Here is a 16,055-nt window from a genome sequence, read left to right as displayed (position 1 = left end):
GTCAGCGGAAGGCGAGGTTGATGCGGGCGTTGTCGATGGAGCGGCGGAAATGGCCGTGGGCATGCGTGATGTGGTCGCGCATGGTGGCTTCCGCGAGCGCCGGGTCGCGCTTGGCGATGGCGTCGTACAGCAGGGCGTTTTCCTGCGCGATCTCGGCGGCGCGCGTCGGGCTCGCGCGCAGCAGCGTGATGCCGAACAGCGTCACCAGATCGTTGATCTGGTAGAACATCTGCAGCATGAGGCCGTTGTCGGTACTTTCGGCAATGTACTCATGGAAGCGCCGCGACGCGCGCTGGAATTCAGCGATGCGGCCGGCCTCGAGCAGGGCATTGGCGCGCTCGCGCGTGGCCTGCATGGCATCCAGCTGGGTTGGGCTCACGCGCCGCGCCGCCAGTCCTGCATTGGCGACCTCGACCACGATGCGCGATTCAAAGAGATGCTCGGCATCGTGCAGCGTCAGGCTGCGCACGGCGTAACCCCAGCGGTCGAGACGTGTCACCAGGCCGGTGGTCTCCAGCCGCGCCAGCGCCTCACGTACCGGCGTGCGCGAGGCGCCGAGTTGATCGGCGATCTGCTGCGAGACCAGCCGTTCTCCCGGTTGCATCGCGCCCGAGAGAATCATGTTGCGCAGTTCGGTGTAGACGGTGAGTGAGTCCATGGTGTCGGGAACTTCTAAATTGGATCCAATTTGGATTCAGCATAGAGAGCCTGACAACTGAACTCAAGAACTAAGGGCGGGTGGACCTACAGTTTGTGTGTTCTGGACCTATTGCGCTGGGGCCTATCGCGCCCCGGGCTGTCAGTAGCTGGCCGCCTGCACGCTGCGTTCGATCTGCTTGGCGACCGCGATCATGCGTGGGCGCACTTCCTCGAGCAGGAACTCGGGCTTCAACGAGAACTTGGGGCCGCCGCAGTTGAGGGCCATGGGCGGCTGGTCCTGGCCGCGATTGAATGCCACGGCAATAGCGTTGACTTCCGGATGCCAGTCCCCGAACGAGCAGCAGCAGCCGATGTCGTTGTACTGCGCGATGGAGGCTTCGATCTGCTGGCGCAGGTTGGGCCACGTGGCTTCGTTCTCCTCGCGGATCGAGTCCATGAGGAAGGCGCGCTCGCTGTACGAGCAGGCAGCGAGATAGGCGCGTCCGATGGACGTGGTGGCGATCGGCACGCGCCAGCCGGCGTCGACATTGAGCGTGAAGGTCGAGTCGCCGCGCGCGTTTTCGATGTAGACGATATTGAGCCGCTCACGCACGCCGAGCGAGATCGAGGCGCGCGAGAAATCGGCCAGCTCGCGCATCAGCGGCGCCGCGACCAGCCGCGCATCGAACTTGCTGAGCGCCGAAGCGCCCAGCGCAGCTGAGGCGGTACCGAGCCGGTACTTGCCTACATCCTTGATGAGATCGAGATAGCCGAGTCGCGTCAGCGTGTAGGTCAGGCGCGAGACGGTCGATTTCGGCAAGTGGCAGCGCTCGGCGATTTCCTGGTTGCCGAGCAGCTTGCTGGCATCGCGGAAGCACGACAGCACGTCGAGGCCGCGCGCTAGCGCGGTCACGAAATGGCGGTCTTCCGCGGCGTGCGACCTAGTGTTCGATGCGGCGTTCAAAGTAGCATCCGTCGTCGGACGCGCCACACCGGTAGTCTTCCCTCTCATGTCTCTTCCCGTTGGCCTCGACGCATCAGGCGTGCCGGCGGGCGGCAGCCATGCGCTTGAGCTCTGTTTTCAGGATCTTGCCCGTGGCAGCCGCGGGCAGATGTTCCAGAATGACGATTTCGCTGGGGATTTTATAGGGAGACAGCCGCTCGCGCAGCCATGTTTCAAGCGTCTCAGGCGTGAGCGTGGCGTTCTCGCGGGTTTCGAGGAAGGCGACGACCTCTTCGTTGTCCGTGACTTCGCGTCCCACCACGGCGGACTGCAGCACTTCAGGATGGGCGTTGATGGCACTTTCGACTTCGACCGGATAGACGTTGAAGCCGGAGCGAATGATCAACTCCTTGGCGCGTCCCACGATGGTGAGGTTGCCCTCGGCGTCCTGCCGGCCCAGATCGCCGGTACGCAGCCAGCCGTCGGCGGAGAGTGCGAGGGCAGTCTGTTCCGGATCGCGATAGTAGCCTTTCATGACGTTGGGGCCGCGCACCAGCACCTCGCCGACCGCATCCGGGCCGACGTCGTTGCCGTCGCTGTCAACGCGGCGCAGTTCGATACCGGGTATCGGCTGGCCCGACGAGACATCGCGCGAAGGTTTGTCCAGGCGTGTCTGCGCGACGGTAGGCGAGGTCTCCGTCATGCCGTAGCCGAGATGCAGGACCACGCCCGTGGTCTGTTCAAAATCGTCTTTCAGCGACTGCGACAGCGGACCGCCGCCACCCTGGGCGATGCGCAGGTGCGGCGCGTGCAAGGGCGTGCCAGTCTGACGCGACCATTCGAGCAGCTTGGCGTACATGGCCGACACGCCGTGCATCACGGTGATGCCGCGCCGTGCCCATGCGTCGGCCACGCGTGCGGGGTCGAAGCGGCATTCGAGCAGCAGCGCGCCGCCACTGACCAGCATGCCGATCAATACCGACGACAGGCCATAGACATGCGACATCGGCAGGATCGCGTAGGCTTTGTCGGCCGGGGTCTGCATGCGGTTGCGGCGATAGGTATCGCCTACGAAGATCAGGTTGCGGTGCGTGAGCATCACGCCCTTGGGTTTGCCGGTGGTGCCCGAGGTGTAGATGAGCGCGGCCACCTGGTCGGCGCCGGCGGCTTCGACTGGTTCCGGTGTGCAAGTGGTGTTGCGAGGGCCGGTACGTACTGCACCGATGGCTTCGAAATCCACTTGCACGGCGCCGGCGGCATCGGCATGTGCCGCAGCGGCCGGGGACAGGCGGTGCAGGTAGAACACGCGGCGCGCGTCGGAGTGCGCGCGGATGGCTTCGATCTCCGCGGCGGACAAGCGCGCATTGACGACGCACGCCCACGCATCGAGCCGGCTCATGGCGAAGAACAGCACCGCGAGCGCCACGCAATTCTCGGCCACGAAGATAACGCGGTCGCCGGCGCGCACGCCCAGTTCGGTCAGCTTTTGTGCGGCGGCGATGGTGGCGGCATCGAACTGTCCGTAGCTCAGCGCGGTGAGGTCATCCTCGACGGCGAGTGCATCGGGCTGCTTGCTCACCCATTCGGCGATGGTTTCATGCAGCCGTTCAGGCAGGCCTTGGAGAAGATCTTGAGTACTCATCTTGGTCGGATAGGTCGTTGAGGGAGTGGCCATCCTCAGCGCGGCTGCCATCAGGAAGCCGGGCTGGGCAGGATGAGCCACGCCTGTGTGTTGTCTCGTTGCCGGGGCGTCTGGCACCGTGCGAAGTGCTGATGTGTCTGCGCATCCGTGTGCCGTGCCAGCGCCACCTGTTGTCATCGCGGCCGCTCAGAACCAGTCGGCCTGCGCGTCAAGCGCCGTGGCATCGAGCCGGCGCAGCAGTGCATGTTGGGGACCGGCCTTCGGCAGCTCGCAGTTGAAGAACCAGCGTGCGGCAGCCAGCTTGCCAGCGCAGAAGGCCGCGCTGCGCGTGCCGGCCTGCTGCGCCTGGTGCGCGGCAACCGCCTGCTGCAGCCAGATCCAGGCGATCACGCCGTGACCGAACATGTCGAGATACAGGCTGGCATTCGCCAGGCCACGGCGGATGTCTTCCTTCGTGACGGCGCGCAGCTGCGTGGTGGTCTCGGCAATGGTGTCCCACTCGGCTTGCAGGGCGTCGGCGTGGCTGGCCAGTTCGGCATTGCCGCAGGCGCGCGCGCTGTCGGCGGTGGCGGCAATGCGCCTGCGCAGCAGTGCGAGCACCGCGCCGTCTTCGAGCGCGACCTTGCGGCCCAGCAGGTCGATGCCCTGGATGCCGTGCGTGCCTTCGTGCAGCGCGTTGAGGCGGTTGTCGCGGTAGAACTGTTCCACCGGATATTCGCGTGTGTAGCCGTAGCCGCCATGAATCTGGATGGCGAGGTGGTTGGCTTCCAGGCAGAACTGCGCGGGCCACGATTTGACGATGGGGGTCAGCAGGGCCAGCAATTGCTCGGCATCCGCACGTTCCGCCGCATCGGGCGCGGTCCGGGCATCGTCGGCCAGGCGGGCGGCATAGAAGCACAGGCCGAGCGCGCCTTCCACATAGGATTTCTGGATCAGCAGCATGCGGCGCACATCGGCGTGCTCGATGATCGGCACCTGCGGTGCAGTCGGATCCTTGGCTTCGATGGGGCGGCCTTGCGCGCGTGTCCGGGCGTACTCGGCGGCGTGCAGGTAAGCTGTATAGGCGAGCATCGTGCCGCCCATGCCAACGCCAATGCGCGCCTCGTTCATCATGTGGAACATGCAGGTGAGGCCGCGGTTTTCCTCGCCGATCAGCTCGCCGATGCAGTCATCGTTCTCGCCGAAGTTGAGCATGGTCGAGGTGGTGCCGCGATATCCCATCTTGTGGATCAGGCCAGCCAGCGCGACGTCGTTGCGCGCACCCGGCTTGCCGTCGGCATCCACGCGGAACTTCGGCACGAGGAACAGCGAGATGCCGCGCGCGCCGGCCGGGGCGCCGGGCAGGCGGGCCAGCACGAGATGCACGATGTTCTCGCCCAGCTCGTGATCGCCGCCCGAGATGAAGATCTTGTTGCCCTTGATGCGGTAGGTGCCGTCTCCCACCGGCGTGGCGGTGGTGCGGATGTCGGGCACCGACGAGCCGGCGTGCGGCTCGGTCAGGGCCATCGTGCCGAACCAGCGGCCTTCGAACATCGGCGGGAGGAAGCGCTGCTTTTGGCTCTCCGTGCCGAACGCGCGGATCAGGTTGGCATTGGCCGAGGTCAGGAATGAGTACGCTGACGAACCGACATTGGCGGCGCGGAACAACGCGAGACAGGCCTGGTTGATGGTGATCGGCAACTGCATGCCGCCCCATTCCTCGTCGTGCGGCGCGGCCATGAAGCCACCGTCCGCAAAGGCTTTCACCGCCTCGGCGACTTCCGGAATCATATGCACGCGCTCGCCATCAAAGGTCGGTTCGTTCTCGTCCGCCTTGCGGTTGTGCGGCGCGAATTTTTCCTCGGCCAGCGTGTGCGCGGCCTCGATGATGGCGCGGAAGGTGTCGGCGGAGTGTTCAGCGTAGCGGTCACGCGTGACCAGGGTCTCGGCCTGCACGAGGTCGAACAGCAGGAAGTCGAGGTCTTCCCGGTTGATGAGCATCGATGTCATGGATCTGTCTCTGGCTGTTAATTCTGCTATGCAGAATATTGTTCTGCAAATATGCATCGAGAATAGCGCAAGCCGTGCCAGGCAGGCAAGGGGCTTTTGCTGTTGAACTCCATGTCAATCATGTGGCTGATAAACTGTTTACATCCGGTACTCGTGGCAGTACGATATAAAAATGCAGAACTTAATTCTGCATAGCAGAATAACTATCAGGGGACATAAAGTGCTTCAGCCGCCTCGGCACTGCGCGCGATGGCCCTTGTGCATCAGGAGTCGTAGTGAGTCAGTCGCCTTGTCCGCTCTATCGCGTCGAGAACGGTGTCGCCGTCACCACGCTCAGCCAGCCTCCGGTCAATCCACTTTCGCATGCCGTTCGTAGCGCCATTGTCGAAGGCGTGGATCGGGCGCATACCGATGTGGCCGTCCGCGCCATCGTGATCGTCGGCGCCGGCCGCTACTTCAGCGCCGGTGCGGACATGCGCGAGTTCGGCACGTCCGCGGCCACGCAGGAGCCCACGCTCAGCACGGTGCTGCGCATCCTCGACGACACCAGCAAGCCGGTCATCGCCGCCATTGAAGGCGTGGCCATGGGTGGTGGCCTTGAGCTGGCGCTGGCCTGTCACTATCGCGTGGCGCAGGCTGGCACCCAGGTCGCCTTGCCTGAAGTGAAGCGCGGCATCCTGCCGGGGGCGGGCGGCACGCAGCGCCTGCCGCGCCTGCTGGGTGTGGAAGCCGCCCTTGACATGATCGTGACCGGCAAGACGGTTACTGCTGCTGCGTTGGGTGCGCCGCTGTTCGACCGTGTGGTCGACGGCGAAGTCCTGTCTGCCGCACTGGCCCTGGCGCAAGAGGTCGCGGATAGCCGACCGTTGCCCCGCGTGCGCGACCGCCAGGTCAAGCTGGCAGGTGCCGATGCGTTCTTCCAGCATGCGCGCCGCATCGTGCAGGCGCGTTCGCCCAATTTGCCGGCGCCGCTGAAATGCGTGGACGCCGTCGCGGCCGCGCTCGAGCCATTCGATATCGGTCTGCCCAAGGAGCGCGCGATGTTCGTAGAGCTGTCGCGCAGCCCGGAGGCACGCGCCCTGCAGCACGGCTTTTTCGCCGAGCGTGAGGCGCCGAAGATTCCGGCTTTGCCTGCCGGCACGCAAGCGCGCGATGTGCAGGCTGGCGCGGTGATCGGTGCGGGCACCATGGGTGGCGGTATCGCCATGAATTTCGCCAACGCCGGCATCCCGGTGTGGCTGCTCGAGACTTCGCAGGAGGCGCTGGATCGGGGCCTCGGCATCATCCGCCGCAACTATGAGACGAGCGCCAAGAAGGGCCGGCTGACCGAGGCGCAGGTCGACCAGCGCATGGCGCTGATTCGCCCGACGTTGCAGTACGCAGATATCGCGCAGGCCGATGTGGTGATCGAGGCGGTGTTCGAAGACTGGGGTGTCAAGGAAACTGTGTTCCGCACGCTCGACGAAGTCATGAAGCCGGGTGCGATCCTGGCGACGAATACGTCCACGCTCGACGTGAACCGCATCGCGGCATTCACCCGGCGTCCGCAGGATGTGGTCGGCCTGCATTTTTTCAGCCCCGCGAATGTGATGCGCCTGCTGGAAGTGGTGCAGGGTGCGGCCACCGCACCGGATGTCATTGCTACGGCCATGGCGCTGGCCAAGCGCTTCAGCAAGGTGGGCGTGCTGTCTGGTGTGTGCGATGGTTTTATCGGCAACCGCATGCTGGACCGCTACATCCGCCAGGCACATTTTCTGCTCGAAGAAGGCGCATTGCCCGAGCAGGTGGACCGCGCGCTCGAAAAATTCGGCATGGCGATGGGTCCGTGCCGCATGAACGACATGGTCGGCAACGACATCGGCTGGGCCATCCGCAAGCGGCGTTACGTGGAGTATCCCGACCAGGCATTTGCACGCGTGGCCGATCCGCTGTGCGAGGCCGGGCGTCTCGGGCAGAAGGCCGGGAAGGGCTGGTATCGCTACGAGCCGGGCAAGCGCGATCCGATCCCGGATCCGGAAGTGCGCGCACTGATCGAGGCATACAGCGCGCAGCACGGCATCACGCGCCGCCGTATCAGTGACCAGGAGATCGTCGAGCGCACCGTCTTCGCGCTGGTCAACGAAGGCGCGCGGCTGCTGGAAGAAGGGATCGCGCAGCGCGCCTCCGATCTTGACGCGGTATTCCTCACGGGCTATGGCTTTCCGGCCTTCCGTGGCGGTCCGATGCACTACGCCGAAAGCGTGGGCCTGTTCAACGTGCTGCGCGCGATCCGCGGTTACGCAGCGCGCGGCGTAGGTGGTGGAGCCTTCTGGACACCGGCGCCGCTGCTCGAGCGCTGCGTGGCCGAAGGCCGTGGCTTTGCCGATCTGACCTGAACCGCATTTCTCAATTGCCCATGATTGCAGGCACGCCAGCGCGCGTGCCGGAGAGAAGATTTATGACCGAAGCCGTCATCGTTTCTACTGCACGTACGCCGCTCGCCAAGTCCTGGCGCGGCGCTTTCAATATGACCCATGGCGCGACGCTCGGCGCATTCGCGGTGCGCGCTGCAGTCGAGCGCGCGGGCCTGGACCCGGCTGACATCGAGGATGTCGTGATGGGCTGCGCCAAGCCTGAAGGAGCGACCGGCAGCAATATCGCGCGCCAGATTGCCTTGCGGGCCGGCATGCCGGTGTCGGTGGCGGGCATGACGCTCAACCGTTTCTGTTCGTCCGGCCTGCAGGCCATTGCTCAGAGCGCGCAGCGCGTGATAGCGGGCGAGGGCGGCATCTATGTCGCTGGTGGCGTGGAGTCGATCTCGTGCGTGCAGAACGAAGTCAACCGCCATTTCCAGCACGACGACTGGCTCAAGGAACACAAGCCGGAGATCTACTGGAACATGCTGCAGACCGCCGAGATGGTGGCCAAGCGCTACGGCATCTCGCGCGAACTGCAGGACCAGTATGGCGCGCGCAGCCAGCAGCGCGCCGCCGCGGCGCAGGCGGCCGGGCTGTTCGACGACGAGATCGTGCCGGTGACGACCACCATGGCGGTGAGCGACAAGAGCGGCAAGGTCTCGACGCAGGAAATCACGCTCAGCGCCGACGAAGGGATTCGCGCCGGCACCACCTACGAAGGTATCTGCAATATCCGTCCGGCGCTGCCGGGTGGCGTGATCTCGGCCGGTAACGCGAGCCAGTTCTCGGATGGCGCCTCGGCCTGCGTGGTCATGGGCGCCGACGAGGCCAAGCGCCGCAGCATTGCGCCGATGGGCATTTTCCGCGGTTATGCCGTGGCCGGCTGCGAGCCCGATGAAATGGGCATCGGCCCGGTGTTCGCCATCCCGCGCCTGCTGGAGCGGACCGGGCTGCGTGTCGAGGATATCGGCCTGTGGGAACTGAACGAAGCGTTCGCCGTGCAGGTGCTGTATTGCCGCGATCGTCTGGGCATTCCGGACGACCGGCTGAACGTGAACGGCGGTGCCATCGCCGTGGGGCATCCCTACGGCGTGACCGGTTCACGTCTCGTGGGCCATGCCCTGATTGAAGGAAAACGCCGTGGGGTCCGCTATGTGGTCGTCACGATGTGTATTGGCGGCGGCATGGGTGCCGCCGGACTTTTCGAAGTGTGCTAACACTGTAAGCTGTCGTATCAGGAGACAAGAAACATGATTCGCAAACTGCGCGGCGCAGCCGCTCTCCTCTCCATGCTGGTGGCCGGCGGCGCTGCGGCCCAGTCGTTCCCGGACCGTCCCATTCGCCTGATCGTGCCGTATGCGGCCGGCGGCATCACCGACCAGGTGGCGCGCCAGCTGACTGACATCGCCGCCAAGAAGCTGGGCCAGCCGATCGTGGTCGACAACCGTCCGGGTGTGAATGGCACCATGGGTGCGACGCAACTGGTGGGCCAGCCGGCTGACGGCTATCTGCTGTCGATGGCGCCGATCGGTGTGTTCCGTGTGCCGCACATGCAAAAGACGCGTTTCGACCCACGCAAGGACTTCACCTATATCTCGATGATCGCCGGCTACAGCTCTGCCGTGGGGGTGAATGCCGATTCGCCATACAAGACGCTGAAGGATCTGGTCAACGCGGCCAAGGCGCCGGGCGCGAACATTTCGTATGGCACCTCGGGCACCTACAGCAGCCACCACCTCGCCATGGTGATGCTCGGCAAAAACACGGGGGCGCAGTGGACGCACGTGCCGTTCAAGGGCGACTCCGAAGCCATCACTTCGATGCTTGGCCACAATACCCAGGTGACGACGGTGGCGAACAGCATGGTGCCGTTCGTGCAGACCAACAAGATCCGCATCCTGGCAACCTTTGGCGAGAAGCGTTCGGCCGACTACCCGGACGCGCCGACCGCCAAGGAACTCGGCTTTCCGGTGGTGCAGGCCTCGCCGTTCGGCATCATCGCGCCCGTGGGCGTGCCGCAGCCGGTCGTGCAGAAGCTTGACGAAGCATTCAAGTCGGCACTCGACGATCCGAAGTTCAAGGCATTTGCCAGCCAGGTGGGCCTGAACATCAACTACCGCAACTCGGCGGATTACACGGCCTATGCCAAGCGTGCCTTCGAGGAAGAGCGCGAGACCATGGCCGTGGCTGGCGCTGCCGCCAAGGACTGATCCGTCCGGTTTGACCGGTCGTACAAAATGGCCTCGCATAGCGAGGCCATTTTGCTTCATGCGGATCAGGTCTTGCCCTGACGCAGGTCGCGCCAGGTGAGATACAGGCGCAGATCGAACTCGAGTTGGTGATAGCCAGGCAGCATGCTGTCGCATAGCCGGTAGAACGCCTTGTTGTGATCGCTCTCGCGCAGGTGGGCCAGTTCGTGCACGACGATCATGTGGAGGAATTCCGGTGGCGCGTCCTTGAACAGGGCCGCGATGCGGATGTCCTTCTTGGCCTTGAGTTTGCCGCCCTGCACGCGTGAGGTCGTGGTGTGCAGCCCCAGGGCATTGCGCACGACATCGAGGCGCGCTTCATAGCTGACGCGGTGGATCGGTGGCGCGGTGCGCAGGTGGCGCTGCTTCAGCTCCATCACGAAGTCATACAACGCGCGGTCGGTCTGGATGTCGTGGCGTTCCGGATAGCGTGTCTCGAGATGCGTGCCAAGCCGCCCGGAATCGATGAGCTGCCTGACCTGGGCGAGCAGTTCAGGCGGGTAGCCACTGAGATACTTGAGGGAAAGCATGGCCGCCAGTGTGCCACAGTGTGGCTGGCGGGGACCTTGTGCTACGCCGCGGCGGAGATGCGGAAGCGGCGGAAGCAGTTTTTGCCGTCGCGCTTGGCCTGGTAGAGCGCGGCGTCGGCTTCTTCGCACAGCTGGTGGACGGTTTTTTCGCCGCCGCGGCCCGACGCTATGCCAATGCTGGCGCCAATCTCTACCCAATGCTCGCGCAGGTTGAAGCTCAGTTGTGCGCAGGCCAGGACGGCTCTGGCAACGCGATCGGTATATGCGGCTTCGTCGCCCTCGATGAGGATGACGAACTCGTCGCCGCCGAGGCGGCCGAGCGCATCATTGCTGCGCACCGCATGGGTCAGCCGCTGGGCAAAGGTGCGCAGCAGTTCATCGCCGACGGCATGGCCGTAGGTGTCGTTAACTTCCTTGAAGCGGTCCAGGTCGACATACATCAGCGTGATCGCGCCGCCGTCGCCACTGGTCCGCGCCAAGGCCCGCTCGAGACGGAAGTTGAAGCCGCGCCGATTCAGCAGGCCGGTCAGCGCATCGGTCTGTACTTCGCGCTGCAGACGCAATGCGTTGTGCCGCTCGGTGGTGAGATCGCGCACGCGGAAGTGCACGGCGCGCACGTCGCCGGTCTCGGGCGTCAGCACGGGCTGGTAGGTGGTTTCCAGCCAGCGCGCGGTGCGCGGCGGACCGTGGCGCATGGTAAAGGTCGCGGCGCTGCCTTGCAGTGCCTGGGTCAGGAACGGCTCCATCTCGGCAAACGATTCATGTCCCCACAACTCATGGACTGGCCGGCCGATGATGGCGGAAGCCGGCTTGCCGAACAGCGCCTCGTGCGGCTTGTTGACGTGAATGAAACAGCGGTCGGGTCCGATCAACCCAGCCAGGTCGGGAAACAGGTCGGCGGTCAGCGTCGCGCGTTCGGCGACCTGGGTCGCATGATCGCAGGCGTGCGTGACGAGCCGGACGCGACGCCGCAGGTGGATCAGGGAATGGCGGAATGCGTCGGTCAGGGCGGTGATCTCGGTGGCGGGCGGCGGACGCGTACCGGGCTCGGTGAGTGCCGTCAGCCGCTGCAGTTCGCGCAAGGGCTGCATCAGCAGCCGGAACAGCCACCATGCCGTACCCAGCGAGATGGCGAGAATTGCCAGTGCCACGATGCCGAGCGTGGCCTGGGCCGCCCGGAACGGGGCGAACGCCTCGCGCGCCGGCGTGGTGCGTTCGAGCATCCAGCCGGTGTGTGGCAACGGGACGTAGGCCGTGACATCCCCTACCGGAAAGAGGTGATCGAGCCAGGGCGCGGCCGCAGGGGCTGGCGGACTGCAATCGGAGACCGGATCGAGCCGCACGCTGCCATCGGTGCGGGCATTGATCTGCAGAACCTGTCCGCCTGCGTGCAGGCAGCGCTTGGTGCCAGGGTGCGTGGCCGGATGGGTCAGGGCACGCAGCGCAGGCTCATCTGAGAGATCGATCTGCAAGCCGATCAGGCCGGCCTGCTGGGGAGCATCGCGCCAAGGAACGGCAATGGCGATCATGGGGGTACCAGTCGCGTTGCTCTGGACGGGTACCGAGAGATACGCCGTCGCGGAACCACCGAGCCAGGTCATCAGCTCTTGGTCAGGAATCTGCAGGGCGGTCGGGCGCTGTGCGCCATGGACCTGGATTCGGCCATTGGGGGAGACGGCGAAGAGTGCGTTGACGGTCGGGTCGTCAGCAGAGAGCTGGCGTGCCGCAACCGGAAGCACTGCAAGCGAGCTCAATTGACTGCGCAGGCGGGTCAGGGTGTCGAAGTGGACATCGATGGCGGCATCGAGCGGAGCTGCTTCATCGATGGCGGCCTGCTGCTGCTGTGCGAAGGCTTGCGCACGCAGGCTGCCAGCCTCCCCGCCGCGTACGATGGCGACAGCGGCGATCACAATGGCCAGTGGCACCACGCCTGCCACGAGCAGGTGATGTGCGTTGAGAGACACCCCCATCCCTTTTCCCCATTCCCGTGCGACGACTGACTTGAGGTGCCAGTTCTGGCGCAACGTGGTAACGATCAGTGTAGGAATGGAATACGGATCGGTAAAGCGAAAAAATGGGGGGTAAGCGCCGCACATTCCTGGAGGACGCGGTGCGTGCGTCCACCAAATGCAACGGCGCGCCGCCCGATTGCCGGACGGCGCGCCGTGTCAGGGTGTTGCAGTGCTGCGGATAGCGGTGGATCAGATCACGCCCTGGCCCAGCATGGCATTGGCAACCTTAACGAAGCCGGCAATGTTCGCGCCGTCGACGTAGTTGACGAAGCCGTCGTCCTTCTGGCCATGCATGATGCAGTTCAGGTGGATTTCCTTCATGATGGCGTGCAGTTTCTCGTCCACTTCGGCATGCTGCCACGACAGGCGCATGGCGTTCTGCGACATTTCCAGGCCCGAGGTGGCCACGCCACCGGCGTTGCTGGCCTTGCCCGGTGCATACAGGATGCGCGCGGCCAGGAAGCGGTCCACGGCTTCTAGTGTGGACGGCATGTTGGCGCCCTCGGCCACGCACTTCACGCCGTTGGCGAGCAGGGTTTCCGCATCGTTGGCGTCGAGTTCGTTCTGGGTGGCGCACGGCAGGGCGATGTCCGCCGGGATGTGCCAGGGTCGCTTGCCAGCTTCGAACGGCAGCTTGTGGCGCTGTGCGAAATCGGCGAGGCGGCCGCGCTCTTCGTTCTTGAATTCCATCAGTTCGGCGAGCTGCGCTTCGCTCATCCCTTCCGGGTACAGCATGGTGCCGCCCGAGTCGCTCACGCACAGGACCTTGGCGCCGAGTTCGATGGCCTTGTCGGCGGCGTACTGCGCCACGTTGCCCGAACCGGAGATCAGCACGCGCTTGCCTTCAAAGCCATCGCCATGCTTGCGCAGCATTTCCTGCGCGAAGTACACCGTACCGTAGCCGGTGGCTTCCGGACGCATCAGGCTGCCGCCGAAGGTTACGCCCTTGCCGGTGAATACGCTCGATGTGTCGTTCGAAAGCTTCTTCATCATGCCGGCCATGAAGCCGACTTCACGTCCGCCCACGCCGATGTCGCCGGCCGGTACGTCGGTATCGGAGCCGATGTGGCGATAGAGCTCGGTCATGAGGGCCTGGCAGAAGCGCATCACTTCGAGTTCCGACTTGCCCTTGGGGTCGAAGTCCGAACCGCCCTTGGCGCCGCCCATGGGGAGGGTCGTCAGGGCGTTCTTGAAAGTCTGCTCGAAGGCGAGGAATTTGAGGACCGAAAGATTAACGGTCGGGTGGAAGCGCATGCCGCCCTTGAACGGGCCGATGGACGAACTGTGCTGGATGCGCCAGGCACGGTTGACGTGCACCTGGCCTTTGTCGTCCGTCCACGACACGCGGAACTGGATGATCCGCTCCGGCTCGACGAGACGTTCCAGCAGGCCATGCTTGGCATATTCCGGATACTGCTGCAGAAAGGGCCACAGGCTGTGCATCACTTCTTTCACCGCCTGGAGGAACTCCGGCTGGTTAGGGTCACGAGATGCCACCTGGCTGAGAAAGCTGTCGAGGGAAGGTAGAGTCATTAACGTGGGGGCTCGGTTGGGCGAGGGACCGAGCGAGCACGCGCGGTCCCTCAATTCAAAAATCGAGCGCGTAGTATACGGCCGCAGTGGCTATTATGGCTAGCAGGGCTTTGTAATATGCCGCCCGCATTACTCCAGCCTCCTCAGTTCCGTGGCGCACTGGATCTCTGCAATGGTGAACTGTTTGGTGCGCTGCAGCGGCAGCGGCACTTCCACGGTCGTGCCCACCTTGCGGCCGATCAGGGCCAGTGCCATGGGTGTCAGCACCGAGATGCGGCCCAGCGAGGGGTTGCCGTCTTCCGGCGGGACGATGGTGGCGGTGTCGCGCTCGCGCTGGCCGGCCTCGTGATAGACCACCAGGCTGCCGATCCCGACGCGATCCTCGCGGATTTCGCCGTCGGGCAGGATGGTGGCGGTGGACAGGATCTCCACCAGTTGTTCGGCAGCATACGTCTCGGGACCGGCAACGCGCAGCAGGTGTTCCGACAGCTTGCTCAGGAGCAGGGCGTCCTGGTAGGACAGGATTCGTTGGTTCATGGCGAGTTTCCTCCGCTATGGCCGCATCCTTGCGGCACAAGCAAAATGGATTACGCCGGGCGTCCGTGCCTCAGCACGCGCTGCGTAATCAGTGGGTCAGGTATCGGGGAGTGAGGTGCTCGGGAAGGGGCGGCCGTGGGAGATCCCGCGGTGTGGCCGGTAGACCTTCGCCGAGCTTAGGAGAGGCAGGCGAGGTCTTTGCAGCAGGCGCGTTCCGCGTTGCCCGCAATGATCTGCGGCGTACGCGCGAATTGACGCGAAAAGGTCAGCATGCCGGCAAACGCAACGCGAGCGCGACCCGCGTTCCCGAAGGAGCGCAGCGCAGGCGAGGCGTTAAGTGGCAAAGTCACGGCGTGCTGATGGATGCTGTCAAAGTCGATGGCCCAGTATAGCCGCTACAGGAAATCCGTCAACCTCGAGCGGCGCGGGCTTCACCTGGGCCTCATGTGGGCATCACGCGTGGGTCAGCCGCCATAGCGAAGTGATCTCCTGGCGTCGCGCGGCATGCAGCGGATCCGTCGCAGCGGTGGCCTTGGGATGGGTTGGGCGCGTGTCATGGCGCTCGATCACGCGCAGGCCGGCGGCTGCGATGGTCTCGCGCACCATGTCCGGGGCGCGCAGGCCGAGGTGCTCGGCCAGGTCGGACAGGATCAGCCAGCCTTCGCCGCCGGTGTCGAGATGCGCGGGCAATCCCTGCAGGAAGCCGCGCAACATGCGGCTGTCCGGGTCATAGACGGCGTGTTCCAGCGGCGTCGCGGGACGCGCTGGCAGCCAGGGCGGGTTGCAGACGACGAGTGGCGCGCGTCCGGCCGGGAAGAGGTCGGCCTGCAGCAATTCGACCTGACCGGCCAGGCCGAGCCGCGCCATGTTTTCGGCGGCGCAGGCCAGCGCACGGGGATCCTGGTCGGTGGCAACGACACGCGTTATGCCGCGCCGTGCCAAGATGGCCGCGAGTACGCCGGTGCCCGTGCCGATATCGAAGGCGAGATCGGTCTCGGGTAGCGGGGCGGCGGCGACCAGTTCGAGATATTCGCCACGTACCGGCGAGAACACGCCGTAGTGCGGATGGATCGTGGCATTCAGCGCGGCCACGGACACGCCCTTCTTGCGCCACTCGTGCGCGCCGACGATGCCCTGCAGTTCGCGCAGCGACATCACGTAGGGCGTGTCGGCGGGGCCATGCGCTTCTTCGCAGGCCTGCCGCACATCGGGCGCGCGCCGTAGCGGAATGACGTGACCGGCGTCCACGGGAATCAGCAGCATGCCGAGGGTGCGGGCGCGCTGCGCCTGCGTGAGGCGATAGCGGTTGAAGGCGTCGAGTGGCGTGGCAGGTGGGGCCTTGGGTTTGCGGCGCGGCTCGTCGACACGTCGCGCCACGGCTTGCAGCAGCTGGCGTGCGTTGTGAAAATCGCCACGCCACAGCAGGGCTGTACCCTCGCACATGAGACGGTATGCCGTGTCCGCCGGCATGCGGTCGTCCGCGACCACGACGCGGCGCGGCGGAGGCGCGGCTGCCTCGGAATGCCAGCGGGCGCTGTGCGGCGTGTCGTCTTCGGTCCACTGCAGGACGGCAGGTGCGTTCATT

Annotated in this window: 12 protein-coding genes; 3 read left to right on the top strand and 9 right to left on the bottom strand. The window is 65.0% G+C overall.

All coding sequences use genetic code 11. The features are described 5' to 3' along the window. Position 1: 1 nt before the first annotated feature. The 4 genes from ACQ3C8_RS12810 to ACQ3C8_RS12795 all read right to left on the bottom strand — a co-directional run bounded on the left by ACQ3C8_RS12810 (position 2) and on the right by ACQ3C8_RS12795 (position 5,213). A complete protein-coding gene (locus ACQ3C8_RS12810) occupies positions 2-658 on the bottom strand; it encodes a GntR family transcriptional regulator (RefSeq protein ID WP_009523686.1) in 657 nt (218 codons plus the stop codon). A gap of 141 nt (positions 659-799) precedes the next feature. Further along, positions 800-1,651 (bottom strand): IclR family transcriptional regulator, encoded by an 852-nt coding sequence (locus ACQ3C8_RS12805; RefSeq protein ID WP_428851783.1) that lies wholly within the window; start codon positions 1,649-1,651, stop codon positions 800-802. 25 nt (positions 1,652-1,676) lie between these two features. Next, positions 1,677-3,224, bottom strand: a complete 1,548-nt coding sequence (locus ACQ3C8_RS12800; RefSeq protein ID WP_428851782.1) for a class I adenylate-forming enzyme family protein — start codon at positions 3,222-3,224, stop codon at positions 1,677-1,679. A 186-nt stretch (positions 3,225-3,410) separates the two neighbouring features. Further along, positions 3,411-5,213: an acyl-CoA dehydrogenase gene (locus tag ACQ3C8_RS12795; RefSeq protein ID WP_428851781.1), complete on the bottom strand. Its 1,803-nt coding sequence runs from the start codon at positions 5,211-5,213 to the stop codon at positions 3,411-3,413. A 275-nt stretch (positions 5,214-5,488) separates the two neighbouring features. Here ACQ3C8_RS12795 and ACQ3C8_RS12790 point away from each other — a divergent pair, with 275 nt between their 5' ends. The 3 genes from ACQ3C8_RS12790 (at position 5,489) to ACQ3C8_RS12780 (ending at position 9,819) form a co-directional block, all read left to right on the top strand. Beyond that, positions 5,489-7,588, top strand: coding sequence for a 3-hydroxyacyl-CoA dehydrogenase NAD-binding domain-containing protein (locus ACQ3C8_RS12790; protein WP_428851780.1), 2,100 nt, complete (start codon positions 5,489-5,491; stop codon positions 7,586-7,588). A 62-nt stretch (positions 7,589-7,650) separates the two neighbouring features. Continuing rightward, entirely contained in the window at positions 7,651-8,826 is a 1,176-nt protein-coding gene (locus tag ACQ3C8_RS12785; RefSeq protein WP_428851779.1) for an acetyl-CoA C-acyltransferase, read from the top strand. Positions 8,827-8,859: 33 nt separating this feature from the next. Further along, the gene (locus tag ACQ3C8_RS12780; protein ID WP_428851778.1) at positions 8,860-9,819 is read left to right on the top strand and encodes a Bug family tripartite tricarboxylate transporter substrate binding protein; all 960 of its coding nucleotides are present in this window, start codon (positions 8,860-8,862) and stop codon (positions 9,817-9,819) included. A gap of 65 nt (positions 9,820-9,884) precedes the next feature. Here the strand turns inward: ACQ3C8_RS12780 and ACQ3C8_RS12775 are convergent, their stop codons facing one another. The 5 genes from ACQ3C8_RS12775 to ACQ3C8_RS12755 all read right to left on the bottom strand — a co-directional run bounded on the left by ACQ3C8_RS12775 (position 9,885) and on the right by ACQ3C8_RS12755 (position 16,054). Beyond that, the gene (locus ACQ3C8_RS12775; protein WP_428851777.1) at positions 9,885-10,388 is read right to left on the bottom strand and encodes a M48 family metallopeptidase; all 504 of its coding nucleotides are present in this window, start codon (positions 10,386-10,388) and stop codon (positions 9,885-9,887) included. Positions 10,389-10,429: 41 nt separating this feature from the next. Next, entirely contained in the window at positions 10,430-12,358 is a 1,929-nt protein-coding gene (locus ACQ3C8_RS12770; protein ID WP_428851776.1) for a diguanylate cyclase domain-containing protein, read from the bottom strand. A 231-nt stretch (positions 12,359-12,589) separates the two neighbouring features. Beyond that, a complete protein-coding gene (gdhA, locus tag ACQ3C8_RS12765; RefSeq protein ID WP_009523677.1) occupies positions 12,590-13,933 on the bottom strand; it encodes an NADP-specific glutamate dehydrogenase in 1,344 nt (447 codons plus the stop codon). A 129-nt stretch (positions 13,934-14,062) separates the two neighbouring features. Next, positions 14,063-14,470: a GreA/GreB family elongation factor gene (locus tag ACQ3C8_RS12760; RefSeq protein ID WP_009523676.1), complete on the bottom strand. Its 408-nt coding sequence runs from the start codon at positions 14,468-14,470 to the stop codon at positions 14,063-14,065. 453 nt (positions 14,471-14,923) lie between these two features. Continuing rightward, positions 14,924-16,054, bottom strand: coding sequence for a methyltransferase (locus tag ACQ3C8_RS12755; RefSeq protein WP_428851775.1), 1,131 nt, complete (start codon positions 16,052-16,054; stop codon positions 14,924-14,926). Between the last annotated feature and the right edge of the window lies 1 nt (position 16,055).

Source organism: Imbroritus primus, from assembly GCF_964332355.1.
GTDB lineage: Bacteria > Pseudomonadota > Gammaproteobacteria > Burkholderiales > Burkholderiaceae > Imbroritus > Imbroritus primus.
Note: the sequence above shows the minus strand (reverse complement) of the source record. Positions and strands in the feature narration are given on the sequence as shown.

Bases quoted from the DNA above. Each gene is read 5' to 3' on its own strand.
- ACQ3C8_RS12810 (WP_009523686.1), bottom strand. From the start codon at position 658: ATGGACTCACTCACCGTCTACACCGAACTGCGCAACATGATTCTCTCG.
- ACQ3C8_RS12805 (WP_428851783.1), bottom strand. From the start codon at position 1,651: ATGAGAGGGAAGACTACCGGTGTGGCGCGTCCGACGACGGATGCTACT.
- ACQ3C8_RS12800 (WP_428851782.1), bottom strand. From the start codon at position 3,224: ATGAGTACTCAAGATCTTCTCCAAGGCCTGCCTGAACGGCTGCATGAA.
- ACQ3C8_RS12795 (WP_428851781.1), bottom strand. From the start codon at position 5,213: ATGACATCGATGCTCATCAACCGGGAAGACCTCGACTTCCTGCTGTTC.
- ACQ3C8_RS12785 (WP_428851779.1), top strand. From the start codon at position 7,651: ATGACCGAAGCCGTCATCGTTTCTACTGCACGTACGCCGCTCGCCAAG.
- ACQ3C8_RS12780 (WP_428851778.1), top strand. From the start codon at position 8,860: ATGATTCGCAAACTGCGCGGCGCAGCCGCTCTCCTCTCCATGCTGGTG.
- ACQ3C8_RS12775 (WP_428851777.1), bottom strand. From the start codon at position 10,388: ATGCTTTCCCTCAAGTATCTCAGTGGCTACCCGCCTGAACTGCTCGCC.
- ACQ3C8_RS12770 (WP_428851776.1), bottom strand. From the start codon at position 12,358: ATGGGGGTGTCTCTCAACGCACATCACCTGCTCGTGGCAGGCGTGGTG.
- gdhA (WP_009523677.1), bottom strand. From the start codon at position 13,933: ATGACTCTACCTTCCCTCGACAGCTTTCTCAGCCAGGTGGCATCTCGT.
- ACQ3C8_RS12760 (WP_009523676.1), bottom strand. From the start codon at position 14,470: ATGAACCAACGAATCCTGTCCTACCAGGACGCCCTGCTCCTGAGCAAG.
- ACQ3C8_RS12755 (WP_428851775.1), bottom strand. From the start codon at position 16,054: ATGAACGCACCTGCCGTCCTGCAGTGGACCGAAGACGACACGCCGCAC.